A 24,470-nucleotide genomic window follows, 5' to 3' on the forward strand; every position below is an offset into this window, starting at 1 on the left:
GTGGTGACCTACGCCCCGCCGGCGCCGGCGATGACCTATGCGCCGCCCGAGCCCGCCACCCCGGTCGCCCCGCCGCCGCGCTTCCGCTATTTCTGCCCGGGCCAGGGGTACTACCCCGAGGTCCAGGCCTGCCCGACGGACTTCGTCAGGCAACCGATTCCCTGAGCCCTTCTCCAAGAAGACACGAGACATGAACATTCGAGTATGGGGTGCCTGCGGCATGGTGCTGGCGCTGGCCGGCTGCGCCACCACCCCGATGGTACCCACCGTGCGGGTGATGCCGGCGCCCAACCAGCCGTTCCAGGCGTTCCAGGCCGACGATGCGACCTGCCGCCAGTACGCCGCCAACTCGGTCAGGGGCATGACCGACCAGGCCAACAACCGCGCCGCCAGCTCGGCCGTGCTGGGCACGGTGCTGGGTGCCGCCGTGGGCGCCGCCCTGGGCAGCGGCCCGGGGCCGCACCACGACAACGGCCTGGTGGCGATGGGCGCGGTGACCGGCGGTGCGATCGGCGCCAGCAACGGCAGCGCCGGTCCCGGCAGTTCGCAGTACGGCATCCAGCAGGCGTACGACAACGCCTATGCGCAGTGCATGTATTCGCGCGGCAACCAGGTGCCCGGCGTGGCCATGCCGGCGCCGCAGGGCTGAAGTAGCTCGGCCGGGGGGCGGAGCGATCGGCGTGATGGCTCCGCTCCCGGTATCCCTCACGTGCGGCTTGCGGGCGGGTCCTGCCGGTTCGCTTCTGCCAGCAGCAGCTCGTAGGCCTGCACGCGGGTGCGCAGGTGGATCAGGAACCACGATGCGGCATAGGCGAGCAACAGGGCCCACACCAGCAGGCCCTGCACCAGGTTGATCTGCGAGAAGGCCGCCCAGTCGCGCCACCGCCAGTCCTTGAACTGCAGGTACAGGGCCAGCAGGACCGGCAACACGCCGAGGCGTTCCATGCCGCCGGTGAACAGGCCGAGCCGCTCGTACATGACGGCGCGGCGGTCCTGGATGAAGCGCAGCCGCTCGGCGCGCGGTTCCAGCGGGAAGCTCCGCAGCTGGCCCACCAATTGCCGGTAGAGGACGAAACTGCGTTCCAGTTCCTCGGCATGGAAGGCGCGCGGATGGCGGAACTCGCGTCCTTCCCGCCGCAGCCACAGGACGGCCATGAGCGCGAATCCGCCGATTTCCGCGCACAGGCCGGCGAGGGCGATCCATACGCCGGGGCGCCCGCCCAACAGGCTTCCCATCACCAGGCCGACGCCGGCACCGGCCACGGCGGTGACCAGCGCGCCGCGTTCCCAGGGGCCGGCCGCGTTGTCCTTCTCCATCGCTTCGGCGTAGCCGTCCAGTACCCGGTTCAGGGCGGGAAACGTCAGCACCGGCAGGGCGCATTCCGCCGGGATGGCCGCCACGCGGTCCGGTGGGGCGGGGACATCGGTTGCCAGGTCCTTCCGTGCTTGCATCGGGCGCCTTTCGCTGGGGAGAACAGGTCGCATTCTGCTCCGCCGCGGTGCGAGGGATAAGCGCGGCGCCGGATCCGTGCGTCGCGGGGATATCGCGCGGGTCCCGTGGCAGAGGAACGGGATCGAAGGAATGCGGCATTGGCCGGCCGGGCATGCCGTCGTCCGTGGCGGTCCTGTCGGCGGGCTCGCATCCCGGCGGTCCGCGGGACGGTCAAGGTGCATTGGCCGGCTGGGCGGCAATCCCGCCCGGCACCTGCGGTGGATGCCGGCGGGACGCGATCCATGCGCGTGGACCGTGCCGTTCCGCATGTCGCGGGCGGCGGGTAACGTCTTTGCCTGCGTGCCTGCGTGCCTGCGTGCCTGCGTGCGTATTCGCGTGGTTGCAGCGGCGCGGACACGACGCGGGAACCCGGCACGCCATGTGGCGTGCCGCCGAGGACCCATGCCCGTACCCGCCCGGGCACCGGGCCCTCGCCTGCCTTGCCTCACTGCGCGGTGTAGCCGCCGTCGATGACCAGCTCGCTGCCGGTCACGAACTTGGATTCGTCCGAGGCGAGATAGAGGATGCCGTAGGCGATGTCGGCCGGATCGCCCAGGTGGCCGATCGGATGCAGGCTGACCAGGTGCTTGTACGCCTGGCTCTGCTCGTTATCGGCCAGGCCCTGGACCATGGGCGTCCAGATGTAGCCCGGGTGCACCGAGTTGACGCGGATGCCGTAGCCGGCCTTGGCGCAATGCAGGGCGGCGGACTTGGTGAAGATGCGCACGCCGCCCTTGCTGGCGTTGTAGGCGGCCAGGTCGGGATCGCCGATCAGGCCCTCGATCGAGGACAGGTTGACGATCGAGCCGCCGCCGCTGCGCTTGAGCGCCTCGATGCCGTAGCGGGTGCCGAGGAACACGGCGTCCAGGTTGATCGCCTGCACCTTGCGCCAGTCGGCCAGCGTGGTGTCCTCCACGTTCTTGCTCAGTGCGATGCCGGCGTTGTTGACCACGATGTTGAGCTGGCCGAATGCCTCGAACGCGGCGGCGACGACCTGCTCCCACTGCGCTTCCTCGGTGGCGTCTTGCTGCACGAAGATGGCTTGGCCACCGCGGTCCACGATGCCCTTGGCCACCGCCTGGCCGGCCTCGACCTTGAGATCGGATACCACCACCTTGGCGCCTTCGCTGGCCAGCAGTTCCGCCGTGGCCTTGCCGATGCCCAGGGCCGAGCCCGTGACCAGGGCGACCTTTCCGGTTACACGTCCCATGACCTTCTCCCGTCTGTGGTTGCGTGGAAACACATCGCTGGAATACCCAGCATTGCCGTCTTAGCACGCGCTCATGGCCGTTTCCTTGATCCAGCGCAGCGACGCCGCCGCGGGCACGCGGCCCGCGTGGACGTGACCGCGCCGGTTCAGGTGCCGGATCGCGGCGGGGCGCCGGGGGCATATGCGCCCGGCGGCCTTGCGCGCGGGTGGCCGAGGGACTGCAGCCCGGGGCCGCGGCACGGCAGGCGGCGAAGCACGGCACCGCCGCGGGCATGCCGCGGCAGGCGCCGCGTGCGGAACGGCTCGCATGCGGGCCGGCTTTCGCCGGATCGTTACGTGCCGCGGACCAGCATGGACGGCGTTCCCATTGCGAAAGGAGGCCGTCCATGGCCCTTCATCTGCGTTCCCTGTACATGGCCGCCGGCGCGGCGGCGGTCCTGGCGACGACGGCGTTGCCCGTCCCCGGGCGCGCCGCGCCCAGCCACGTGGTGCTCACGCCCAAGCTCGACTGGCAGACCGCGCAGGCGCTGGCGGCCGAGGCGGTGCGCGTGTGCGCGGCGCGGGGCTTCTCGGTGACCGCCACGGTGGTGGACACCTCCGGCGAGCAGCAGGCGGTGATCAAGGGCGACCAGGCGCCGTTGCAGTCGCTGTCGGTGTCCTACCGCAAGGCCTATACCGCGTATTCGTACGGCATGGCCTTCGACAAGGATTCCACCAGCGCGCTGGTGGCGGCCAAGCTGACCGGCCCGGCCGACGGCTCGCTGGCCACCGTGCCGCAGGTGATCTTCATCGCCGGCGGGGTGACCCTGCGCACGGCCGACCGCACCGTGCTGGGCGGCATCGGCGTGTCCGGCGCCTCCGGCGGGGACAAGGACGAGGCCTGCGCCCAGGCGGCGGTGGACAAGTACAAGGACACGTTCCGCTGAGCGCGGCGGCGTGTCCCGGCGGACGCGCCGGGGCGGTGTCCGGCGTCCGGCCTCAGACCAGCTGCAGGTCGGCGGGGCGGGCGCCCGGGAACACGCGTCCCAGGCGCGCGGCGTCCAGGCCCCACAGCCGCGATGCCAGCCCGCCCAGCAACGAGCGGTAGTTGTTGAGCACGGGGTAGTCGCGGTCCTGCAGCAGCCTGGCCTGGGCCACGTCCACCTGCTCGCCGGCGATGCGGCCGCCGCGCACGCGCCCGCCCAGCACCCAGTAGACGGTGCCGTGGCCGTGGTCGGTGCCCTTGTCGCCGTTCTCGCGGAAGGTGCGGCCGAACTCGGAGAGCACCACCACCACGGTGTCGTGCCAGGCCGGGCCGAGCGCGTCGGCATAGGCGGCCAGGCCCTGGCCGAGGTTCTTGAGGTTGTTGGCGAGCGGACCGTCGCTGCTGCCCTGGCCGACGTGGGTGTCCCAGCCGCCGACGTCGACGAAGCCGAGCCGGTAGCGCTCGCGCATCATCGTCGCCATGCGCCGGGTGGTCTCGGCGAAGCTGCCGGCGCTGGCGGCGCCGCGGCTGGCGCGCATCATTTCCTCCTGCAGTTCCGCGGAGACCTGCTGGCGCAGTTGCAGGCCGTCGTGCGCGGCGCTGGCCAGCGGCGTGCCCTGGTACATCTGCGCCAGGATCCCGGACTGGCGCGTGTCGAAGGACGCCTTGGGGTTGCCGCGCAGGGACAGGTTGGGGATGTCGTGGCCGCCCTGGAAGCTCAGCGGCAGCGAGTCGGTGAAGGCGATGGCCGGCACTCCGGTCAGCTCGGCCGACAGGCGCGCGAGGAAGCCGGAGCGGTAGTCGTGCGCCGGCCCGGAGGCCTGGCCGGACTCGATGTCGTCCTGGGTCTCGAAGTGGCTGCGCGAGAGGTCGTCGGTGCCGGCGAACGGCACGAACGCGAGTTGCTGGCGCTGCCACAGCGGCAGCAGGCTGTCGCGCACCCCCGGGGCCAGGCCCCAGTGCCCGTCCAGGTCGATCGCGCTGGCTGCATCGCCCGCGGCCGGGCGCGCGATCGCCAGGGTCGGCCGGGCTTCGTAGTAGAAATCGCTGGCGTAGGGCACCAGCAGGTTGTTGCAGTCGTAGCCGCCTCGCAGGAACACCACCAGCAGGCGCGGGCCGTCGGCGGATGCGGCGAACAGGCGCCCGGACCAGCTCATGGCGCCCGCGCCGGCGGCGAGCGCGGCGGTGGTACCGATCAGGAAATGACGTCGTTTCATCAGCATGTCCTCTTGGGGGAAGAGGCGTCCGTGCACGGTCGGGGCTTCAGCGGTAGTTGAAGTCCGGCGAGGCCAGCAGGAAGGCGTTCCATTCCTGCTGCGAGCGCGCCTTGGCCAGGGCGTCGCGGGTGGTGGCCGACAGCCCGGGTTCGATGGCGCGGTAGTACAGCGCGGAGGCCGGCCGCGCGAAGCCGCCGGCTGCCGCGGCGGCCTTGCCGTCGCCGGCCGGCGCTGCGAACAGGCGCGCATCGCCGCTGCCGATGGCGCGCGCGATCTCGAAGCGCTTGGCCATCTGCCCGGAACTGTTCCAGGCGCTGGAATCCAGCGGCCAGCCGTCCGGGGTGATGCGGCCGAACAGCGGTTCGCCCATCTGCGCCAGCCAGTCCACCAGCGGCGCGGCGTTGGCGATGGCCTGGCCGTCGTAGGACAGGCGCATCGCCGAGACCAGGAAGCGGTACGGATCCTTGAACTTGCGTTGCGAGGCGTCGGCGAACTCGCGCGCGAGCAGCATCGTGCGCATCACCTCGGCGATGTCGCCGTCGCTGCGGCGGAAGGTGGCGGCCATGCGCGCGACCAGCGCCGGCGGCGGCTCGTCGGCGACGAAGTAGCGCGCCAGCTGGCGGGAGACGAACGTGGCGCAGGCCGGCTGGCGGGTGATCAGGACCACGGCGCGCTCGATCTCGTCGAAGCCGCCGCCGGCGATGCGCTGGCCGAGCAGGGTCTTGTCGCCGGGCTCGTGGCGCGCCGGGTCGAATTCGAAGGCGCCCTCGCGCAGGTATTGGCCGCGCAGTGCCGGCGCCAGCTTCGGCGGGCCGTCGCGCCCGGGCGGGGCGATCCCGGCGCCGGTCAGGATCCGCGCCAGCTGCTGCACGTCCTGCTGGGTGTAGCCGGCATCCACGCCCAGGGTGTGCAGCTCCATCAGCTCGCGCGCGTAGTTCTCGTTGATCTTGCCCTTGGCGTTCTGGGCGTTGTCCAGGTATTCGAGCATGGCCGGGCTCTTGAGCGTGGCCAGCACCAGGTCGGAGAACTTGCCCAGCGCGTGCGGGCGGATCGCGTTGTCGACGTAGTCGGCCAGGGTCCAGCGCAGCCGGCCCTTGTCGGCATAGACGCTGAAATGGTTGAGCCAGAACCACACCAGCTGTTCGCGCACCTGGTCGGCACCGTAGACCGAGCGCAGCAGCTGGGCCTGGCGCACCTGCTGCGCCCATTGCGCGGCGGCGGCCTGCTCGGCCTTGCGCGCGGCCACCTTGTCGTCGCCGTCGGGCATCGCCTTCAGCTGCCGGGCGCGCTCGGCCTGCTGCGCCAGCACGGCCTGCACCGGCGTGTGCAGGGCGGGCATGGCCTGCAGCTGCTCGCGGATCGGCGGCGGCAGCGCATCGTCGCCGGCCGGCGCCTGCAGCTGCTCGCGCAGGTAGCGCCGCGGGCCCGCCTGTTGCCAGGCATCGACGCTGGCACTGTCCAGGCCGAAGTCCGCGCGCTGCAGCCAGCGCAGGGCATCGGCATCGGGACCGGCGGGTGCGGCGATGGCCGTGGCCTGCTGGACGGCAAGCAGCACGATCGCCGCCAGGCAGGGCCGCCAGCCGGCGCGGGGCCGCCGTCCGTGGCGGGCAGGTATGCAGGGTCGTTCGCGCATGCCGGGACGATCCGATGCCGCGCGGCCGCAGCCGCAACCCGTCCGAGTATCGGCAGGTGCCGGCCGACGACGTTAAGCGTCTGTCGGAATGGCGATCCGTGTCGTCGTCGGTTCATGTTCGGGCCGCTTCGGCCCGGGTGCGGGCCCAGGCGTTGCCGGGCAGGTCGGCCATGGTGCGGGACAGGCCGATCCGGCCGGCGTGCCGCCGCCGGCGCAGCCCAGGGTCTGCGCGTCGTCGGGGCGGCGAGGGCGGCGATCAGCATCGATTGCGTCATCGGCGGCCTCGGGGTGAAGAAGCGGACCTTGCGCCGGCCGAGCGCAGGCGATGGGCGGGCCCATGTGCCAGGGCTGGACCCGCGTGCCTGGCTGCAGACGGAAGGGGCGGCGTCCCCGCCCTGCCGTCACGGATACCGGCATCGATCCGCAAAACATGGGATGATAGGTTGAATTAACGAAGGTCGACCCATGCCCGTTTCCCCTCTCGTCGAGCGCCGTTCCCTGGTGGAAGCGACGATCGCCGCCATCCGCGAGCGCATCGCCAGCCGGCAATGGCCGGTCGGCGAGCGCCTCCCGCCGGAAGCCGAGCTCGCCGGGCACTTCGGCGTCGGCCGCAACACCGTGCGCGAAGCGGTGCGCGTGCTGTCCCATGCGCAGATGCTCGAGGTCCGCCAGGGCGACGGCACCTACGTGCGCAGCGCCGCCGACCCCGCCGAGACCATGCGCGGGCTGTCGCGCGCCAGCCTGCGCGACCACCTGGAGATGCAGCGCATGCTGGAGGCGGAAGCCGCGCGCTGCGCCGCCCGGCGCGCCACGGCACAGGACATCGCCCGGCTGCGCGCCGCCCTGGCGCACCGTGGCGAATACCGGCACCCGGCCGATGCCCCGGCGGCCGACCTGGAGGCGTTCCTGGATCGCGACGGCGCCTTCCACCAGGCCGTCGCCGACGCCGCGCACAACGATGCGCTGCAGGCGCTCTACCGTCATTTCACCGCCGCGGTGCGCAGCCACAACCGCGCCATCCTGGCCGTCGGCGACCTGCCCGAGCCGGACCTGGCGGCCCATGCCGCCCTGGTCGAGGCCATCGCCAGCCGCGACGAGGACCGCGCCGCCGCCAGCGCCCGCGCCATGCTGGCACCGCTGGTGGACCTGCTCGGCCCCGACGGTGCCGGCGAGCACTGACGCGCCGCCCGTCTTCCTTCCCGCCTTTCCATTCCCCGCCTGTTGCAGGAGTTGGCCATGTCCGTTGCTTCCCTGTCCGTCCACGATGCCGGCGCGTTTCCCCTGGTCCGTTTCCGTGCCGAGGCGATGGCGCCGGGCTATGCCGCGCAGTGGATCGAGGACATGGACCGCCTGCTCGCCGCCGGCGAGCGGTTCGTGGTGCTCTATCCGGCCGGCACGCACGAGGAAACCCACGAGGACCGCAAGCAGCGCGGGCTCTGGCTCAGGCAGCACCGCGACGCCCTGTCCGTGCTGTGCCTGGCCCTGGTGAGCGTGGAGCCCGATGCGCTCGAGCGCGAGGCATTCCGGGCGCGGATCGACGGGCTCGGCAAGGCGTTCGGCGTCCGCCAGGCGGTGGCGGCGGACGATGCCGAGGCCGGGGCGCTGGCCCGTGCCTACCTGGCCGCCGGCGCCTGAGCCGGGACGTGGACGCACCGATGGACGAACGCCGGCGCGGCCGCGGCTCCGGCCCGCGCCTGTTGACCCTGCACGGCCACTGCACCCGCCTGGAGCAGCGCCTGGTCCGGGCCCTGCGCAACCTGGCCGGCGGCAGCGAGGCCAGCGAGCAGGGCGCGCGCGCCCTGCTTGCCCTGGGGATCGCGGCGGAAGACGTGTGGGCCTTCGCCCGGCTGAGCCGCCTGCTGGCCCACGCCGCACCCGCGATCGCGTTGCACGGGCCGGACTCGCCGTTCGTGTCGGCGGACGAACTGGGCGTCGTCGCCGCGCTGCAGCGCGCCCTGCGCCGCGGGCCGGCCGCCGCGGGTGGCCCCGGCCCGGCGGTCGCACTGGCCGGGGCGTTCGACGCATGCGCCGGCGCGTTGCGCCGCGCGGACGTGTCGCTGGGCCCGCGCCGCTCCGTCCTGGCGGGGCAGCGCCGGCTCGAGGACGAGCGCGTGGACCTCGCCGCGGCCCCGGGCCACCGCCGGCTTGCCGCGCGGGTCGCCGGCACGAGCCGGCTGAGCCCGCACGTGCGGCGCCTCACCCTGGCCGGCGAGGCTCTGCGCGAGCTGGATATCCGCAAGCCGGGCCAGTGGGTCAAGCTGTTCGTTCCCGTGCCCGGCGCTGCGCCGGGCGACACGGTGGGCCGCGCCTACACCGTGCGTCGCCACCGTGCCGCTGCCGGCGAACTGGACATCGACATCGTGCTGCACGGCGGCGACGGCCCGCTGTCGCGCTGGGCCGAGCGGGCGCAAGCGGGCGATGCGCTGGCGCTGGCCGGCCCGCGCGGCGGCTACGCGATCGATCCCGGCCATGACTGGTTGCTGCTGGCCGGCGATGCCGCCGGGCTGCCGGCCATCGCCGCGATCGTCGAGGCCGCGCCGGCGCGGCTGCCGATCAGGGTGCTGCTGGCCCTGCCCGAACGCGAGGACGAATGCGCGCTGCCGCACCGGGCCAACGTGTCGATGGCCACCACCGTCGCTTCGCAACCGGGCGATGGCGCGTTGCTGGCGCGGCTGGCCGGGCACCCGCTGCCTGCCGGCCGCGGCGCGATCTGGATCGCCGCCGACGCCACCACCGCGCAGCGCGCCCGCGAGCACCTGGCCCGGGTCCTGCCGTCCCGTCCCGGCGCCAGGATCGGCGCGCACTGCGTGGGCCACTGGAAGCCTGGGGTGCGCGACCACCGCGACGCCGCGGCGGGCTAGGCGCAAGAGCGGTGCGCGCCGTGGGCGCGCGCTGCGCGCGAGCGGGCTGATCCCAGGGCTGCCTGTCCGTGCCGGCCGCCTCCGGCCTGGCGGCGACAAGCGGCTCAGGACGCCCCGGTGCCGAAGGCGCGCAGGAAGGTCTCCACGGCGAGCTGCACCCAGTGGTCGATCTGCGCGGCGGAGGGGCGGGCGTCCGGGTGGGTCAGGCACTCCATCTGCCCTTCGCCGCGCAGCAGGCTGACGAACAGGCCGGCCGCGGCCTCGGTGCCGATCGAGCGGATGTCGATCTCGCCGGCCTGCGAGGCGGCCACCAGCCGTTCGCCGACCATGGTGGCGGTGACCCGCGGGCCGGCCAGGTAGAAGCGCCGCGCCAGCCCGGGGAAGCGCGTCGCCTCGGCGGTGACGACACGATACAGCGCCAGCCCGTCCGGGGAGAGGATGAAGCTCAGGTAGGCCTGTCCGATCTCGGCCAGGGTGCGGCGGATGTCGCCGGGGTCGGTGTGGATCGCCCGCATCGCGTCGGCCATCGCGGCGCACTGGCGTTCGATCACCGCCGCGAACATCGCCTCCTTGGTCGGGAAGCAGGCGTACAGGGTCGCCTTCGATACCCGCGCCGTGCGCTGGATCATGTCGGTGGTGGCGGCGCTGAACCCATGGCGGAGGAACACGGCGGTGGCCGCCCTCAGCACCGGCAGGGCCTTCTCGTTTCGCTCCGGGGGGCAGGGCCCGGACATCGCGGGCGGTTCGGCGGCATCCATGGAGCCCCGACTATACCGAACGGTCCTGTCGCGACGAAGCCCATCGTTCCATGGTTGGATCGGGCGCGTTCCACGCGGCGTCGATTGACGGAAGCTGCGTCGCTCCCTACAGTACCGATCGGTACTTTCGGGCCGGTCCTGGCCGCCCGTCCTCCCCCAAGGACTTCCATGAACCGCATTCCCCGCAGGGCCGCGCCGGTGCGCGCCGCGCATGCCGTGGCCGTGCTGGCGCTGCTGCTCGCCGGCTGCGCCACGACCGCCGATCCGCACATGCCCGGGGTGCCGGTGGCAAGCGCCGCGCTGCAGGCGCGCGCGGCCGTGCTCGCCGAAGCGCCGGCGCTGGCCGAGGACGCGCCGGTACCGGCGCAGTGGTGGACGCTGTTCGGCGATCCGGCCCTGGCCGCGCTCGAGGCCGATGCCGCCGGCGCCAACTTCGACCTGCGCGCGGCCGCCGCGCGCATCGAGGAGAGCCGCGCCCAGCTCGGCCTGGCCGGTGCGGCGCGCAAGCCGCAGGTGGCGGCGGACGCCGGCTACACGCGCGGCGCCCTCAGCCAGAACTCGCCGCTGGCGCTGCTGGGCGCGCCCACCCAGGCCACCGACACCTGGGCGCTCGGGGTACAGGCCGGCTGGGAGCTGGACCTGTGGGGCTACCTGAAGCAGGTCGACGCAGCGGCGCAGGCGCGGCTGCAGGCGAGCGGCTACGGCCTGGCCGCGGCGCGGGTCTCGGTGGCCGGCGACGTGGCCCGCACCTACCTGCTGTTGCGCGGCGTGCAGGCGCAGCAGGCGATCCTCGAGCAGAACCGCGCGATCGCCGCGGACCTGGTGCGACTGACCGAGAGCCGCGAGCGCAACGGGGTGGCCACGCGCTTCGACGCGGCCTCCGCCCGGGCCGACCTGGCCGGGATCCAGGCCCGCCAGGAACAGCTGCGGCACCAGCGCGACACGCTGATGAATGCATTGGCGCTGCTGCTCGGCCAGCCGCCGCGCGCGCTGGATGCGCGCCTGGCCGGGGCGCCGTTGCCGGCGCCGCCGGCGCGGCTGCCGATCGGCGTGCCGTCCGAGCTGGCACGGCAGCGCCCGGACATCCGCCAGGCCGAGGCGCGGCTGCGCGCGGCGGTGGCCGACATCGGCGCGGCCGAGGCGGATTTCTATCCGCGCATCCGCCTGACCGGCGGCCTGGGCGTGCAGGCCTTCGACCTGTCCGACCTGGGCAGCTGGGATTCGCGCCAGTATTCGCTGGGCCCGTCCCTGCACCTGCCGATCTTCGAGGGCGGCCGCCTGCGCGGCAACCTGGCGCTGAGCCAGGCGCGCCACACGCTGGCCGCGATCGACTACCAGCGCACCGTGCTGGGGGCCTGGCACGAAGTGGACGACGCGCTCGGCGCCTATGCCAGCGAACTGAAGCGGCACGCGCAGCTGCAGCTGGCCCTGGCGCAGAACCGCACCGCGCTGGAGGTGGCCGAGCACGCCTACCGCGAGGGCACCGCGGACTTCACCGCGGTGCTGGTGGCGCGGCGTTCGCTGCTGGCCAGCCAGTCCGAACTCAACGACAGCGCCACCGCGTCGGCGCTGTCGGTGGTGGCGCTGTACCGCGCCCTCGGCGGCGGCTGGTCGGACGCGCTGGCCGTGCCCGCCGCGGCGCAGGCGCACGCGTGAGCACGCCCGCGGGCACGCCGGCCCCGCCTGCCGCGCCGCCGGGGCCGGGTGCAGCGCCCGGGCCGGTATTCGGCCCGCGCCTGGCGCTCGGCCTGCTCGGCATCCTGCTGGCGGCGATGGTCGCCGGCCTCAACAACCGCGTGCCCGGCCTGGTGCTGGCCGACCTGCAGGGCGCGCTCGGCTTCGCCCAGGACGACGCCTCCTGGCTCGATACCGCCTATTACGCCGGCGAACTGGCGGCGATGCCGTTCGCCACCTGGTTCGCGGTGACCTTCTCGCTGCGCCGCGCGCACGGCTGGGCACTGGGCGCGACGCTGGCGCTGGCGGCGGTGCTGCCGCTGGTCCACGGGCTCGGCCTGCTGCTGGCGCTGCGCGCCGCGCAGGGGCTGTTCGCCGGCGCGCTGATCCCGATGCTGATGATGTCGGCGCTGCGCTTCCTGCCGCCGCCGATCCGCCTGCACGGGCTGGCGCTGTACGCGATGACCGCGACCTTCGCGCCGAACGTGGCGCTGTGGCTGGCGGCGCTGTGCGTGGACCGGCTGCAGGACTGGCGCTGGGTCTACTGGCACGTGATCCCGCTGGGGCTGGTGGCGATGGCGCTGGTCGGCTGGGGCATCCCGAAGATGCCGATGGCGCTGCCGCGGCTCAGGCAGGCCAACTGGCCCGGCATGGCGCTGGGCGTGCCCGGCCTGGCGTTGCTGGTGGTCGGCCTGAACCAGGGCGTGCGCCTGGACTGGTGGCACTCGCCGCTGGTGACCGCCGCGCTGCTGGTCGGCGGCGCCTTCACCGCCGTGTTCCTGGCCAGCGAATGGCGCCACCCGGCGCCGTTCATGCGCCTGCAGCTGCTGGAGCGGCGCAACCTGGGGCTGGGCTTCGCGATCTTCTTCTGCCTGCTGGTGGTGATGACCACCGCCGTGGGCCTGCCGGCCACGGTGCTCGGCCACCTGCAGGGCTTCCGCATGGAGCAGGTGGCCGCGATCGGGCTCATCGTCGGGCTGCCGCAGCTGGTGCTCGGCCCGGCGGTGGCGCTGCTGCTGTACCAGCGCTGGGTCGATGCCCGCCACCTGTTCGTGCTCGGCCTGCTGTGCATCGCCGCGGCCTGCTGGCTGGCATCGGGCCTGACCGACGCATGGATGGTGCGGCAGCTGTTGTGGGCCGAGCTGCTGCAGGCCGTGGGCCAGCCGCTGGCGGTGGTGCCGCTGCTGTTCCTGGCCACCAGCGTGGTGGCGCCGATGGAGGGCGCGTACGTGTCCGGCATCGTCAACACGCTGCGCGCGCTCGGCACGGTGTGCGGCGGCGCGGTGATCGGCGAGCTGACCACGCTGCGCGGGCAATTCCATGCCGAGATGCTGCTCGACCAGGCCGGGCGCCTGCTGCCGCGATGGCCGGGGGACGCCATGCCCGGCGCGCTGGCCGGCATCGTCGCCGAGCAGGCCAGCGTGCTGGCCGCCGCCGACATCTACCGCGTGTTCGCCGTGGCGGCGCTGGCGCTGATCCCGTTCGTGCTGGCCCTGCAGTACATCCCCGCCCCGAAGACGACGCTGCCGGCGCCTGCCCCCGCCGCGCCGCCGCTCGCGCCCTCCGTTCCCACTTCCCCGTAAAGAGCCCCCATGGCCAAGATCCCCCGTTTCCGCGTCATCGCCGGCATCGTCATTGCCGCGGTCCTGGCGGCCGCCTGGCTGATCCTCGACCGGCCCGAGTCCGGCGCCGCGCGCCAGGGCACCGACGATGCCTACGTGCAGGCCGATGCCACAGTGGTGGCACCGCAGGTGGCCGGCGTGATCAGCCGCGTCGCGGTGGCCGACAACCAGGAAGTGCGCGCCGGCGCGCCTCTGGTGGAACTGGACGACCGCGCCCTGCGCATCGCCGTGGCCAACGCGCAGGCGGCCATCGCCAGCCTGCAGGCGCAGATCGAGCGCCAGGGCAGCGCCGTCGCGCAGGCGCGCGCGTCCGCCGAGGCCTCGGCCGCCAACCTCGCCCTGGCCGAGGCCAACCGCCGGCGCTTCGCCAACCTGGCGCGCGACGGCTCCGGCACCGAGCAGGCGCACCAGCAGGCCGAGACCGAATGGGCGGTGCAGCGTGCCGCCCTGGCGCGCGACCAGGTGAGCGTGCGCGCGGCCGAGCAGCAGACCACGATCCTGCAGGCGGAACTGGAGAAGGCCCGCGCCGCCAAGGCCGCGGCCGACCTGGACCTGTCCTACGCCCGGGTGAGCGCGCCAGTGTCGGGCGTCGTCGCCCAGCGCAGCGCCCGCGTCGGCGGCTATGCCCGCGTCGGCGAACCGCTGCTTGCCCTGGTGCCGCTGGATGCGGTCTACGTGGAGGCCAATTACCGCGAGACCCAGCTGGCGCGGGTGCGCGTGGGCCAGCCGGTGGACATCGCCGTGGACGCGCTGCCCGGCGTGCACCTGAAGGGCCAGGTCGAGAGCCTCGGCCCGGCCAGCGGCGTAAGCTTCTCGCCGGTGCCGCCGCACAACGCCACCGGCAACTTCACCAAGATCGTCCAGCGCCTGCCGGTGCGCATCCGCCTGGTGCCGGGGCAGGACGCCATCCACCGCCTGCGCGTGGGCATGTCGGTGCGGCCCACCATCGACGTCGCCGCCGTTCCCGCGCCGGCCGCCGCCGCGTCCCCGTGAGGAGGATTTCCGTGTCCGCTTCCCCCGCAACAACCGATTCCGCCACCCTCCTGGTGCGGCCCGTGGTCGCGCTGGCCGGCGCACGCCGCGTCGTCGCCGCCGCCAATGCCGAGGCGGCGCGCCAGGGCTGGGCGATCGCCGTGGCCGTGGTCGATGCCGCAGGCGAACTCGTCGCCTTCGAGAAGCACGATGCCGCCATCGGCATCACCCCGGCGGTGGCCATCGCCAAGGCGCGCACCGCGGCGCTGCTGCAGGCACCGTCCAAGGCGTTCGAGGATTTCGTCAACGGCGGCAGGCCCAGCTTCCTGTCCACGCCCGGCGCGACGCCGCTGGAGGGCGGCGTGCCGCTCGTGGACGCAGGCCGCGTGGTCGGTGCCGTCGGCATCAGCGGCGCCCACGGTGGCAACGATTCGCACGTCGCCGCGGTCGCGGCGGCGGCACTGGCCCACGCCTGAGGACGGCATCATGAGCGAACTGAAGGACAAGACCCTGGTGGTGATCGGCGGCAGTTCCGGCATCGGCCTGCGGGTGGCGCAGCTGGCCGCCGCCGAGGGCGCGCGGCTGGTCCTGGTCGGCCGCGACGGCGGCCGCCTGGAAGCGGCCCGCGCCGGGCTCGCCACGCGCGGCGCCGCGGTGGAGACCCGCCAGGCCGATGCCCACGACCACGCCGCGCTCGAGGCGCTGTTCGCGGGGCTGCCGGCCTTCGACCACCTGGTCTCGATGATCGGCGACGTCAACGGCGGCGGCTTCCTGGCCAACGACCTGGCGACCATCCGCCACGTGATCGAATCCAAGTTCTTCACCAACGTGCGCATCGGCCAGCTCGCCGCGGCCCGGCTGCGCGAGGGCGGCAGCCTGGTGTTCACCTCCGGCACCGGCGGGCGTGCCCAGGACGCGTGCGGCAGCTATGTCGGCAATCTCGGCATCGATGCCCTGGTCGAGGGCCTGGCGGTGGAGCTGGCGCCGCGGGCGCGGGTCAACGCGGTGTCGCCGACCTGGACACCCACCCCGTTCTGGCGCGACGTGCCGCACGCGCAGGTCGAGGCCACGCGCCTGCATTTCGAGCAGACCATCCCGCTGCGGCGCACCGCCACGATCGACGAGCTGGCCACGGCCTACCTGTTCCTGATGAAGAACGGCTTCGTCACCGGCCAGCACCTCGCGGTGGACGGCGGCATCATGCTCGGCGCATGAACGCACCCGGCCCCCTTTCGGAGAGCGCCATGCACGGCTACCAGATCACCTTCTACACCCAGCAGGACCGCACCCACGGCCGGCAGCCGCTGGCCCAGTGGCTGGTCGAGGCGGCGCGGCACCTGGGCATCCGCGGCGCGACGCTGAGCGGCGCGATCGAGGGCCTGGGCCACGACGGCACGACCCATGCGATCAACCTGTTCGACCTGTCCGACCAGCCGGTGCAGGTGACGCTGGTGGTCGGCGCCGAGGAGGCCGACCGCCTGTTCGCATACCTGGTGCAGGAGCAGGTGGTGGTGTTCTACATCAAGCTCGCGGTGGAGTTCGACACGCTCGGCAACGCGCAAGGCGCAAGGCGCAAGGCGTGAGATGTGAGATGTGTTCGACCTGTCCGACCAGCCAGTGCAGATGACGTTGGTGGTCGGCGCCGAGGAGGCCGATCGCCTGTTCGCCTACCTGGTGCAGGAGCAGGTGGTGGTGTTCTACACCAAGCTCGCGGTGGAATTTGGCACGCTCGGCAAGGCGTGAGGTGTGAGATGTGTTCGACCTGTCCGACCAGCCGGTGCAGGTGACGTTGGTGGTCGGCGCCGAGGAGGCCGATCGCCTGTTCGCCTACCTGGTGCAGGAGCAGATGGTGGTGTTCTACACCAAGCTCGCGGTGGAGTTCGACAAGCTCGGCAAGGCGCAAGGCGCAAGGCGCAAGGCGTGAGATGTGAGATGTGTTCGACCTGTCCGACCAGCCAGTGCAGGTGACGCTGGTGGTCGGCGCCGAGGAGGCCGACCGCCTGTTCGCCTACCTGGTGCAGGAGCAGGTGGTGGTGTTCTACACCAAGCTCGCGGTGGAATTTGGCACGCTCGGCAAGGCGTGAGGCGTGAGGCGTGAGGCGTGAGGCGCGCGGCGCACGAGCGCGAAGTAGCGCGGCGTTGCGGTCCAGCGGAAGGCAGCGGGAGCGTGCGCGGCCTTGTCGATGAATCGAATCCTGCCGCCCGGGCACCCCCTCGCGCAGGCAGCGGCGGGCCGGGCATTCCCGGCCGCCAATGCCCCCGTACCGGCGTGGCGCCGGCCACGAGGGACACGCGCGTTGCCGCCGGTTCCGCGCCCGCAGGCGCGGAACCGGCGACGGTGCGCTTACTGCTTCACCGGGTTGCCGTCGGTGTCGAGCACCTGCACCGGGCCGAGCTCGAGCGCGCGCACCGGTGCCTCGATCTGCTTGAGGTCGCCGACGATCACCCAGGTCATCGCCTGCGGCTTGACGATCTCCTTGATCGCGGCCTCGGCGTCCCCGGAGGAGATCGCCTCCAGGCGCGGCTTGAGCGTGCGCACGTAGTCGTCCGGGCGCGCGTACTGGACGATGCCCTCGACTGCGCCCAGCACCGCGCCGGTGGTCTCGAAGCTGCCGGGCAGGGCGCGGATGCGCTGGTTCTTGATCTTGTCCACCTCCGCGGCGGTCAGCGGCTTGTCGCCGACCACGGCCCTGGCCTCCTTGAGCACCTCGGCCGCCGACTCGGCGGTCTTGTCGGTCTGCACCGGCGCGAAGAACAGGAACGGGCGCTGGCCCTGGGCATCCTCCAGGAAGCTGAAGGCGCCGTAGGCCCAGCGCTTGTCCTCGCGCAGGTTCATGTTCAGGCGCGAGGTGAAGGTGCCGCCGAAGGCGCCGTTGGCCACGCCGATGGCGAGGTTGTCCGGAGCCTTGGTCGACGGCGCCAGCAGGCCGGCCAGGATCAGCGACTGCGGGGCATCGGGCCGGTTGATCAGGAACACGCGCGGCGACGGCTGTGCGGCGACCTCGGCGATGTTCTTGTGCGGCACCGGCACCGACGGGGCCTGCCAGTCGCCGAAGGCGGCATCGAGCTGCGGCACGATGCGCTCCAGCGTGGTGTCGCCGGCCACCAGGATGCGCACGTTGTCCGGGCGCAGCCAGGCCTGCTGGAAGCCCTTCAGGTCCTCGGCCTGCAGGCTCTGGATCGAGGCCTCGGTGCCGGTGCCGGTGAACGGGATGCCGTAGGCGTGGCCCTTGCCGTAGATCAGCGGCGGCAGCGTGCGCAGCGCCAGGCCCTGCGGCTGGGTCTTCTCCTGGGCGATGGTGGCCAGCCACTGGCCGCGGATGCGCTCGATGTCGGCACTGTTGAAGGCGGGGTTGCGCACCACGTCAGCGAACAGGGCCAGCGAGGGCGCCAGTTCGTCGTTGAGGGCGTTGAGCGAGGCGCTGCACGCGTCCAGGTCGCAGCCGGTGCGCACGATCGCGCCCAGGCGCTGGCGGCGCTCGGCCACCTGCACCGAATCCAGCGAGGTGGTGCTCTCGTTGAGCAACTGCGCGGTGAAGCCGGCGGTGCCGAGCTTGTGGCCGGCATCGGCGGCGTAGCCCGAGTCGAACAGCAGCTCGACCTGGGTGACCGGGATGGTGTGGCGCTCGGCCAGCACCACCTCGATGCCGTTCTTCAGCTTGGCGCGCTGCAGGGCGGGGAAGCTCAGGTCCGGGAACTGGCCGACCTGCGGCACGCCCTGGCTGCGGTCCACCGCGCTGCGCGCGACGGTGTAGGTGTGCGCGGCCGGCAGCTTCGGCGCCGGCTTGCCCGGCGCCGGGCCGAGCGCGACCACTGCCTTGTCCTCGGCCGCCGGGTCGAAGCCGGGGCCGGCCGGCAGCACGGTCAGCAGGTAGTCGCCCTTGCCGAACCAGGTGTCGGTGGCCTGCTTGACGCTGGCCGGGGTGGCCGCGGCGGCACGCGCCAGGTCCTTGCGGTACGCGCCCGGGTCGTCGCGGTAGACCTGGCCCTCGGCCAGGATCACGCCCTTGCCGCTGAAGCCGCCGACCTTCTCCAGGCCGCGCACGAAGCCGGCACGGTAGGCGACCTGCGCACGCTGCAGTTCGTCGGCGGTGGGGCCCTGGGCGAGGAACTTGCCGAGTTCGTCGGCGATGGCGGCCTCGACCTTGGCCGGGTCCACGCCCTGCTTCACGTCGGCCTGGATCTGCAGCTGGCTGGCCAGGGCGAACGGCTGGATGCTGGCGGACACGTCGTCGGCCAGCTTGTCCTGGTAGACCAGGCGCTGGTACAGGCGCGAGGTCTTGCCGCCGCCGAGCACGGTGGTGGCCAGGTCGAGCTGGATCGCATCGTCGGTGCCCAGCTGCGGGGCCACCCAGGTGCGGTAGATGCGCGGCTGGGCGACGTGGTCGTGCTGCACGCCGCGGGTCTGCTGCGCCAGCGGGGTGATCCACGGCTGCTGGCGCGGCACCGGCTTGCCGGCGGGGATGTCGCCGAAGTACTCCAGCGCCTTGGCCCGCGCCTGAGCCGGGGTAATGTCGCCGGCCAGCACCAGGGTGGTGTTGGCCGCGCCGTAGTAGTCGCGGAACCAGTTCTTGACGTCGTCCAGCGAGGCCGCGTCCAGGTCCGCCATCGAACCGATGGTGTCGTGCTGGTAGGGATGGTTGGCCGGGAAGATGTTGGCCAGGATGTTCTCGTCCACGCGCCCGTAGGGGCGGTTCTCGCCCTGGCGCTTCTCGTTCTGGACCACGCCGCGCTGGGTGTCCAGCTCGTTCTGGCCGATCGCGCCGAGCAGGTGGCCCATGCGGTCGGACTCCATCCACAGCGCCATGTCCAGCGCGGTGGTCGGCACGGTCTCGAAATAGTTGGTGCGGTCGAACCAGGTGGTGCCGTTCATGTCGGTGGCGCCGGCCTGCTCGAACGGGGCGAAGTAGGTGCCCTTGTGGTTCTCCGAGCCGGAGAACATCAGGTGCTCGAACAGGTGGGCGAAGCCGGTCTTGCCGGCCGGTTCGTCGGCCGAGCCGACGTGGTACCAGATGCCCACCGCCACCACCGGCGCCTTGTGGTCCTCGTGCACCACCACCGTCAGGCCGTTGGGCAGGGTGAAACGGGTATAGGCGATGTCGGGCAGGGAAGCGTCGGCCGGGCGCGTGGCCAGCGATGCCGGGGCCGCCTCCAGCGCGGGCAGGTAGGCGACGGTGCCGAGGCCGAGCACGCCGGCGACCAGCAGGGACAAGGGACGCAGCATGTAACGCTCCATGTAGGTTTGAGTCGAGCGAGCCTATGCCGCGGGGCCGGGCGTGCGCAAATGACCAAGGTCAGGGGCCGGCGCGCGGCTGCGACATCGCGTCCCTCCGTACCGGTGGGCGCCGGTGAAGCCCGGCCGGCGCCGACCCCCTAGAATTGCGCCCCGGTTCCGGCAAGGCCGCCCCAGGGCGGACGGTGAGGGTGGCGGTGGCACGATGGTGAGCGAGGGCGGGGTGGCCGGGCACGGGTCCTGGAGGCGCCTGCGCGAACATATCGTCCGCGACGTGCTGGCGCCCTCGCACGCCACCGGCAGGCAGTTGCTGCAATTGCTGGTGCCGTGGGGCCGCAACGCGATGATCCGGCCGCAGATCGCCGCGGCGATCACCGCGCGCGTGCAGCTGCTTTCGCTGGTCTTCGCGGTGCTGGTGCCGGCATGGGCGCTGCTGGACCTGCTGGTGTTCGACCTGCACCTGGGCCTGCGCCTGGCGGCGTTGCGCCTGGCCTCGTCGGCGGTCTTCCTGGCGCTGGTATGGCCGTACCCGCCGTCGCTGCACCGTCCCTACCGGCAGGCGCTGCTGCTGCTGGTGGCGATGCTGATGGTGCCGCCGCTGTTCTACCTGGCCTCGCTGTCCTTCGTGGACTACGCCATGCCCGGGCTGGACGAGACCCAGCGCCTGGTCCTGAACATCTACGTGCTGCTGCCCACGCTGTCGCTGGCGGGGCTGGCGATCTTCCCGCTGTCGGCGCTGGAGACGGTGCTGATCGCCGTGCCGATCGTGGCGATCGCGGTGTTCGGGGCCGACGTGTCCGGCAACGTGCACGTGCTGGCCGCGTACGGGCCGACGCTGTGGTTCATGGCGATGATGGTCGGCGTGGCCGCCTTCTCCGGCATGAGCCAGCTGCACTACGTGGAGACGCTGGTGCGCACCGCCTCGCTGGACGCGCTGACCGGTGCCCGCACCCGGCGCTCGGGCATGGAGGAGCTGGGCCGGCAGTGGCGGCTGGCGTGCGCCGAGGACCGCGACCTGGCCATCGCCTTCATCGACCTGGACCACTTCAAGCGGATCAACGACACCTGGGGGCACGAGCAGGGCGATCGCGCACTGCGCACGCTGACCCGGTGCCTGGCGCGCGCGCTGCGCCGCGCCGACGTGCTGGTGCGCTGGGGCGGGGAGGAGTTCGTGGCGGTGCTGCCGGACATGCCCGCCATGGCACAGCGCGATTTCCTGCAGCGGCTGGTGCGCGGCGGCTTCGGCACGCGCCCGGATGGCGACCCGATCACCGTCTCCGTCGGCCTGGCCGACCGCCGCAGCGACCGGACGCGGCGCTGGGAAGACCTGGTGGAGCTGGCCGACCAGCGCATGTATGCGGCCAAGCAGGCCGGCCGCAATCGCGCGGTGCTGGCCGACGGCAGCCTGCTGGTGCTGGAGCCCGACGTGGCGCGCGGGCGGCACCGGCCGGCCTGACGCGGCCAAGGTGTGGCAGGGGGGACATCCGGGCCGGCATGTGGGGCGGAGCGATGCCGGCGGCCCATGTCGTCCGGTCGGCTCGCCCGGGATGGCCCTCCCTCGGGCATGCAGCGAATGATTCCGCGTGTGACGGGGATGGCCGGGCTTGTTGTCGGTGGCGACTGCAGGTTGCGTACCCGGCGCGCGAAGCGGCGGACTTGCGGGGACAAGGCGAAGATGTGCAGCCGGTATGCGCCGCGGTCGTGCAGGCGGTTCCCCAGACCGCGATCCACGCCCACGACGCCATTCGGCCGCGACGGCACGTCGGTCCGAAATCGATGATCGAAGGCCGAGTGGTCGCGGAATCCAGAAGGGATCTTGCCCATCGGTTGCCGGAAGTTGCCCGAAGACTTTCCGGCCGGCCTAGACACCATCCGGCCAGGGCCGCTCATGGGATTCGGTTGCAGCCTAACGCCTGAAATGAGCCGCGCCGCGACGCGGTATCGGCTTGAATGAGTTTTTAGCTGCCGATAGAACGAAAACCCAGGATGAGCGCCCCCGCCAGCAACAGAAGAGTTGGATAGAATGTGAGGGTAAACCCGATCGACCGGCTTGGCGCGCCGCGATGATATCCCCAGAAGAAGAGTGCGCGGCCCAGCAAGAACAGTAGCGAGGCTACGGGCAGGGCTGTCATCAGACGTGGCGGAGCCAGCACGGCCCACGCGGTATAGACCGGCAGGGACAGTGCCAATTGCTCCAGCGTGTTTTGCAGCAGAGCCTGAAGAACCTTGGCCTGTTCGGTGCCGGAGGTAAGTCCGCTGCCGTTAATGTCTTGTGGCGTACGGAAACGTTGGGCAGCCAGGCGGCCAATAGCAACTGCTAAGGTAAGTGCTGGAAGCAAAGTGCATAACACAAGAATCTGAAGGCGGGAATCCAAGGCGCCAAGAGAATCGTTCAGGGGGATAACCCAAACAGCGATGGCGCAACTGATCAATGTAGTGCCGAGGCCGAAGGCCATGCCAAAGGCCACTCCACGCTGTGTTCTCGATAAAGTCATTGACGTACTCTCGCCGCAGTTGACGCCTGAATAAGTTGCGCCGCGAAGCGGCGCCGGCTTGAATCAATTGTTAGGCCGATATTTGATGTTCGTTAGCATATGGGTGAAGTTGGTTGCTAGTAGTCGATCTACGGCGCCCAGAACCTCAAACTGCACGCTGAGCATCAAATCCGTCGTCCTGAAGCATGGGTTCAGCCTGATTGTGAGGGGCGTAGGTCAAATGTGCCGCGGCTCGGATGGATGAGAAGTGCTTTTACTGCCAAGTGACTGGCCAGCAAGGGGAGAATCTCATACACGGCGAATTCCCGTATTTGCTTTCGTGTTGCGGACATTCGAGGTCTTTTTCTTGAGGCCTAGCGCCTAAACTAAGGCGCGCCGCGAACCTGTGTCAGCTTGAATGAACTGTCAGCGGGTACTCACACGTAAATGCAATGCCCGGTTGAGCATGCCACAGATGGCAGCACTAGGGCTTGCCCGTGGCACTAGCAGCCAGAGGCGACCGAAGCCTAAAGACAATGGGCACAGCGGGGTGAAGCGAAAGGGCGAAGCGGCTGCCGATCCAGTGGCTGGTGACGTTAGAGCAGCGTCCCGGAGCTGACCGGCGAAGCGCTCAGGAGCTCCCCAAGACGGAAGCCGCGCCGCACGCGCAGCGCTACTGCCTGATGCTTGAGGCACACTCGTCCGCCTTGAACGAAATGTCAGGCTCTAATGCACATCGTGGATGAAACTGGCGCCTAGCGAGGCAATGCGGATAAGCATGCCTGGTGAAAGGTCGAGTGTGTAGTTTCGGTCGCTGGATGTACTTGCCCATATGCATACATTGCCACCCTTGCTGAGATCCACGAGGAAATCTCGATGTGGTTCCAAGAAGGTGATCAGCTCATCCAATGCATCCTCGACTAGTACGTCAGTAGATTCGCGCCACCCGTAAGAGAATGGATTGGCAGCCCAGTAGCCGGTTGTGCGAGTACCTGCAAGCAGAGTACCCTTTGGGGTTTTCCGAGGATCACCCGCTTGCCAAGCATGCTGAGGCTGCAAGCCTAGCGTGTGAGTGACCAGGGATGGATCAAGCATAGGATGCGAAATCCGCAGATCGACAATGTGCGAGTAAAGTTGCATTCGCGTTCTAACGCCTTATGTCTTGATTTTCCCCTAGCTTAGGCGCCGAGAGCCCGGCGTGCGCGCCCGATAACGCCTCGGTGTAGCAGCACCGTAATTCAGCAGGGGCCGCACGCCGGATCTCGCGCCCTGCGCCCGGACAGTTGACCGAGGTCTCCCTCGAACTGATAAGCGTGGGCTCGGGCGCGATGCTCTCGACCGGCCAACTCTAACGGAGAACGGGCATGACGGCAGTGGGCATCGATGTGGGCAAGGCAAACCTGGACGTGGCCATCGAGGGCCGGCCCAGGGTGGTGCGGGTGGCCAACAGCGCGGCAGGCATACGCAAGCTGGTCCGGCAGCTGGCGGGGCTGAACCAGGCCCGTATCATGGTCGAGGCCACCGGTGGCTATGAAGAGCCCCTGCTGGAGGTCTGCTGCGATGCCGGCCTGTGGGTGGCCCGGGTCAATCCCCGCCAAGCCCGCAACTTCGCACGCGCCGCCGGGGACGTGGCCAAGACCGACGCCATCGACGCCCGGCTGCTGTGCCTGATGGCAAGCATGTTCGCCGACCGGCTGCAGCGCTACCGCGCCCCGTTGCCCTGGCAACGCGAGCTTCGGGACTGGCTGCGCCGACGCGGCCAGGTGGTCACGGCGCTGCAGGCCCACCGCCAGCAGATGGTGATGTGTCCGGGGCCGATCCGGTCGCTGGCGGCGAAGACCATGACCGCCCTGCGCCGCGAGCTGGCGGCGATCGACCAGCAAATGAAGGTCCTGCTGGACACGCATGCAACGCCGGCCCTGGGCTCCTGCAAGGGCCTTGGACCGATCTTCCAGGCCACCAGCCTGGCGCTGCTGCCGGAGCTGGGCGCGTTGACCCGCCGCCAGATCGCACGCCTGGTCGGCGTGGCGCCGATGAACCGAGACAGTGGCCAGAGCAGTGGTGTACGCCGGATCCGTGGTGGGCGGGCTCCGGTGCGCGTGGCCCTGTACATGGCCACGCTGTCGGCGGTGCGCTGGGACGAAACGATGAAGGCGCACTACAGGCAACTGCGCGCACGCGGAAAGCTGGCCAAGGTCGCGCTGGTCGCCTGCATGCGCAAGCTGCTGACGATCGTCAATGCGCGGCGACGCGATGAGTTGCTGCGGGAAGCCGCAGTGCCTGCCTGACCGCTGGTCGGAAGACAGTTGCTGAATTAAGCCGCGCCGCGAAGCGGCGTCGGCTTGAATGAATTGTTAGGC

At 71.4% G+C, this 24,470-nt stretch carries 24 protein-coding genes; 16 read left to right on the forward strand and 8 right to left on the reverse strand.

Features of this window, described 5'->3' with window-relative positions; genetic code table 11:
• Positions 1–190: 190 nt before the first annotated feature.
• Positions 191–649, forward strand: a complete 459-nt coding sequence (locus BN3794_RS01205; RefSeq protein ID WP_066092162.1) for a hypothetical protein — start codon at positions 191–193, stop codon at positions 647–649.
• Between the two features lie 56 nt (positions 650–705).
• Here the strand turns inward: BN3794_RS01205 and BN3794_RS01210 are convergent, their stop codons facing one another.
• Both BN3794_RS01210 and BN3794_RS01215 read right to left on the reverse strand, forming a co-directional pair.
• A complete protein-coding gene (locus tag BN3794_RS01210) occupies positions 706–1,368 on the reverse strand; it encodes a hypothetical protein (protein WP_236493129.1) in 663 nt (220 codons plus the stop codon).
• A 569-nt stretch (positions 1,369–1,937) separates the two neighbouring features.
• A complete protein-coding gene (locus BN3794_RS01215) occupies positions 1,938–2,702 on the reverse strand; it encodes a glucose 1-dehydrogenase (RefSeq protein WP_066092165.1) in 765 nt (254 codons plus the stop codon).
• 386 nt (positions 2,703–3,088) lie between these two features.
• Between BN3794_RS01215 and BN3794_RS01220 the strand changes: the two genes are divergently transcribed.
• Positions 3,089–3,628: a GlcG/HbpS family heme-binding protein gene (locus BN3794_RS01220; protein WP_066092169.1), complete on the forward strand. Its 540-nt coding sequence runs from the start codon at positions 3,089–3,091 to the stop codon at positions 3,626–3,628.
• Positions 3,629–3,680: 52 nt separating this feature from the next.
• On the opposite strand, the gene BN3794_RS01225 is transcribed toward BN3794_RS01220, so the two are convergent.
• Together BN3794_RS01225 and BN3794_RS01230 are read right to left on the reverse strand one after the other, a co-directional pair.
• Entirely contained in the window at positions 3,681–4,883 is a 1,203-nt protein-coding gene (locus tag BN3794_RS01225) for a DUF1501 domain-containing protein (RefSeq protein WP_066092205.1), read from the reverse strand.
• A 46-nt stretch (positions 4,884–4,929) separates the two neighbouring features.
• Positions 4,930–6,516: a DUF1800 domain-containing protein gene (locus BN3794_RS01230; protein WP_066092171.1), complete on the reverse strand. Its 1,587-nt coding sequence runs from the start codon at positions 6,514–6,516 to the stop codon at positions 4,930–4,932.
• Positions 6,517–6,981: 465 nt separating this feature from the next.
• Between BN3794_RS01230 and BN3794_RS01235 the strand changes: the two genes are divergently transcribed.
• The 3 genes from BN3794_RS01235 to BN3794_RS01245 are packed head-to-tail and all read left to right on the forward strand — an operon-like array spanning position 6,982 to position 9,377.
• Positions 6,982–7,695, forward strand: a complete 714-nt coding sequence (locus BN3794_RS01235; RefSeq protein ID WP_066092174.1) for a FadR/GntR family transcriptional regulator — start codon at positions 6,982–6,984, stop codon at positions 7,693–7,695.
• A gap of 57 nt (positions 7,696–7,752) precedes the next feature.
• Positions 7,753–8,151 carry a hypothetical protein gene (locus tag BN3794_RS01240; protein WP_066092176.1) on the forward strand — a complete coding sequence of 133 codons (399 nt, stop codon included), beginning with the start codon at positions 7,753–7,755 and terminating at the stop codon, positions 8,149–8,151.
• 20 nt (positions 8,152–8,171) lie between these two features.
• Positions 8,172–9,377, forward strand: a complete 1,206-nt coding sequence (locus tag BN3794_RS01245; protein WP_066092179.1) for a siderophore-interacting protein — start codon at positions 8,172–8,174, stop codon at positions 9,375–9,377.
• A gap of 104 nt (positions 9,378–9,481) precedes the next feature.
• Here BN3794_RS01245 and BN3794_RS01250 read toward each other — a convergent pair whose 3' ends face one another.
• On the reverse strand, positions 9,482–10,348 hold the full coding sequence (locus tag BN3794_RS01250) for a TetR/AcrR family transcriptional regulator (RefSeq protein ID WP_425476681.1): 867 nt from the start codon (positions 10,346–10,348) through the stop codon (positions 9,482–9,484).
• Between BN3794_RS01250 and BN3794_RS01255 the strand changes: the two genes are divergently transcribed.
• The 9 genes from BN3794_RS01255 to BN3794_RS16575 are packed head-to-tail and all read left to right on the forward strand — an operon-like array spanning position 10,304 to position 16,487.
• The gene (locus BN3794_RS01255; protein WP_066092181.1) at positions 10,304–11,791 is read left to right on the forward strand and encodes an efflux transporter outer membrane subunit; all 1,488 of its coding nucleotides are present in this window, start codon (positions 10,304–10,306) and stop codon (positions 11,789–11,791) included. The two genes, BN3794_RS01250 and BN3794_RS01255, sit on opposite strands and share 45 nt — an antisense overlap.
• Positions 11,788–13,392: an MFS transporter gene (locus BN3794_RS01260; protein WP_066092184.1), complete on the forward strand. Its 1,605-nt coding sequence runs from the start codon at positions 11,788–11,790 to the stop codon at positions 13,390–13,392. The genes BN3794_RS01255 and BN3794_RS01260 overlap by 4 nt, the downstream gene beginning before the upstream one ends.
• Before the next feature lie 9 nt (positions 13,393–13,401).
• A complete protein-coding gene (locus BN3794_RS01265) occupies positions 13,402–14,424 on the forward strand; it encodes an HlyD family secretion protein (protein ID WP_066092187.1) in 1,023 nt (340 codons plus the stop codon).
• An 11-nt stretch (positions 14,425–14,435) separates the two neighbouring features.
• Entirely contained in the window at positions 14,436–14,879 is a 444-nt protein-coding gene (locus tag BN3794_RS01270; RefSeq protein ID WP_187128028.1) for a GlcG/HbpS family heme-binding protein, read from the forward strand.
• A gap of 10 nt (positions 14,880–14,889) precedes the next feature.
• A complete protein-coding gene (locus tag BN3794_RS01275; protein WP_066092190.1) occupies positions 14,890–15,618 on the forward strand; it encodes an SDR family oxidoreductase in 729 nt (242 codons plus the stop codon).
• On the forward strand, positions 15,615–15,986 hold the full coding sequence (locus tag BN3794_RS01280) for a DUF190 domain-containing protein (protein ID WP_222705347.1): 372 nt from the start codon (positions 15,615–15,617) through the stop codon (positions 15,984–15,986). Before BN3794_RS01275 ends, BN3794_RS01280 begins: the two co-directional genes overlap by 4 nt.
• A 10-nt stretch (positions 15,987–15,996) precedes the next feature.
• Positions 15,997–16,146 (forward strand): putative PII-like signaling protein, encoded by a 150-nt coding sequence (locus BN3794_RS16565; protein WP_160330874.1) that lies wholly within the window; start codon positions 15,997–15,999, stop codon positions 16,144–16,146.
• 10 nt (positions 16,147–16,156) lie between these two features.
• Positions 16,157–16,327, forward strand: coding sequence for a putative PII-like signaling protein (locus BN3794_RS16570; RefSeq protein ID WP_160330875.1), 171 nt, complete (start codon positions 16,157–16,159; stop codon positions 16,325–16,327).
• A gap of 10 nt (positions 16,328–16,337) precedes the next feature.
• Positions 16,338–16,487 carry a putative PII-like signaling protein gene (locus tag BN3794_RS16575; protein ID WP_160330876.1) on the forward strand — a complete coding sequence of 50 codons (150 nt, stop codon included), beginning with the start codon at positions 16,338–16,340 and terminating at the stop codon, positions 16,485–16,487.
• Positions 16,488–16,747: 260 nt separating this feature from the next.
• Here the strand turns inward: BN3794_RS16575 and BN3794_RS01285 are convergent, their stop codons facing one another.
• Positions 16,748–19,627: a M16 family metallopeptidase gene (locus BN3794_RS01285; protein ID WP_066092195.1), complete on the reverse strand. Its 2,880-nt coding sequence runs from the start codon at positions 19,625–19,627 to the stop codon at positions 16,748–16,750.
• A 217-nt stretch (positions 19,628–19,844) separates the two neighbouring features.
• On the opposite strand from BN3794_RS01285, the gene BN3794_RS01290 reads away from it, so the two are divergent.
• Complete coding sequence (locus BN3794_RS01290) at positions 19,845–21,092, forward strand: GGDEF domain-containing protein (protein WP_160330877.1); 1,248 nt, start codon at positions 19,845–19,847, stop codon at positions 21,090–21,092.
• 502 nt (positions 21,093–21,594) lie between these two features.
• On the opposite strand, the gene BN3794_RS15680 is transcribed toward BN3794_RS01290, so the two are convergent.
• Both BN3794_RS15680 and BN3794_RS17015 read right to left on the reverse strand, forming a co-directional pair.
• Positions 21,595–22,092 (reverse strand): MAPEG family protein, encoded by a 498-nt coding sequence (locus BN3794_RS15680; protein WP_236493134.1) that lies wholly within the window; start codon positions 22,090–22,092, stop codon positions 21,595–21,597.
• 744 nt (positions 22,093–22,836) lie between these two features.
• Positions 22,837–23,250, reverse strand: a complete 414-nt coding sequence (locus BN3794_RS17015) for a DUF4279 domain-containing protein (RefSeq protein WP_078059509.1) — start codon at positions 23,248–23,250, stop codon at positions 22,837–22,839.
• 224 nt (positions 23,251–23,474) lie between these two features.
• Between BN3794_RS17015 and BN3794_RS01295 the strand changes: the two genes are divergently transcribed.
• Positions 23,475–24,398, forward strand: coding sequence for an IS110 family RNA-guided transposase (locus BN3794_RS01295; RefSeq protein ID WP_066092200.1), 924 nt, complete (start codon positions 23,475–23,477; stop codon positions 24,396–24,398).
• Positions 24,399–24,470 lie beyond the last annotated feature (72 nt).

This window comes from Xanthomonas massiliensis (genome assembly GCF_900018785.1).
GTDB lineage: Bacteria > Pseudomonadota > Gammaproteobacteria > Xanthomonadales > Xanthomonadaceae > Xanthomonas_B > Xanthomonas_B massiliensis.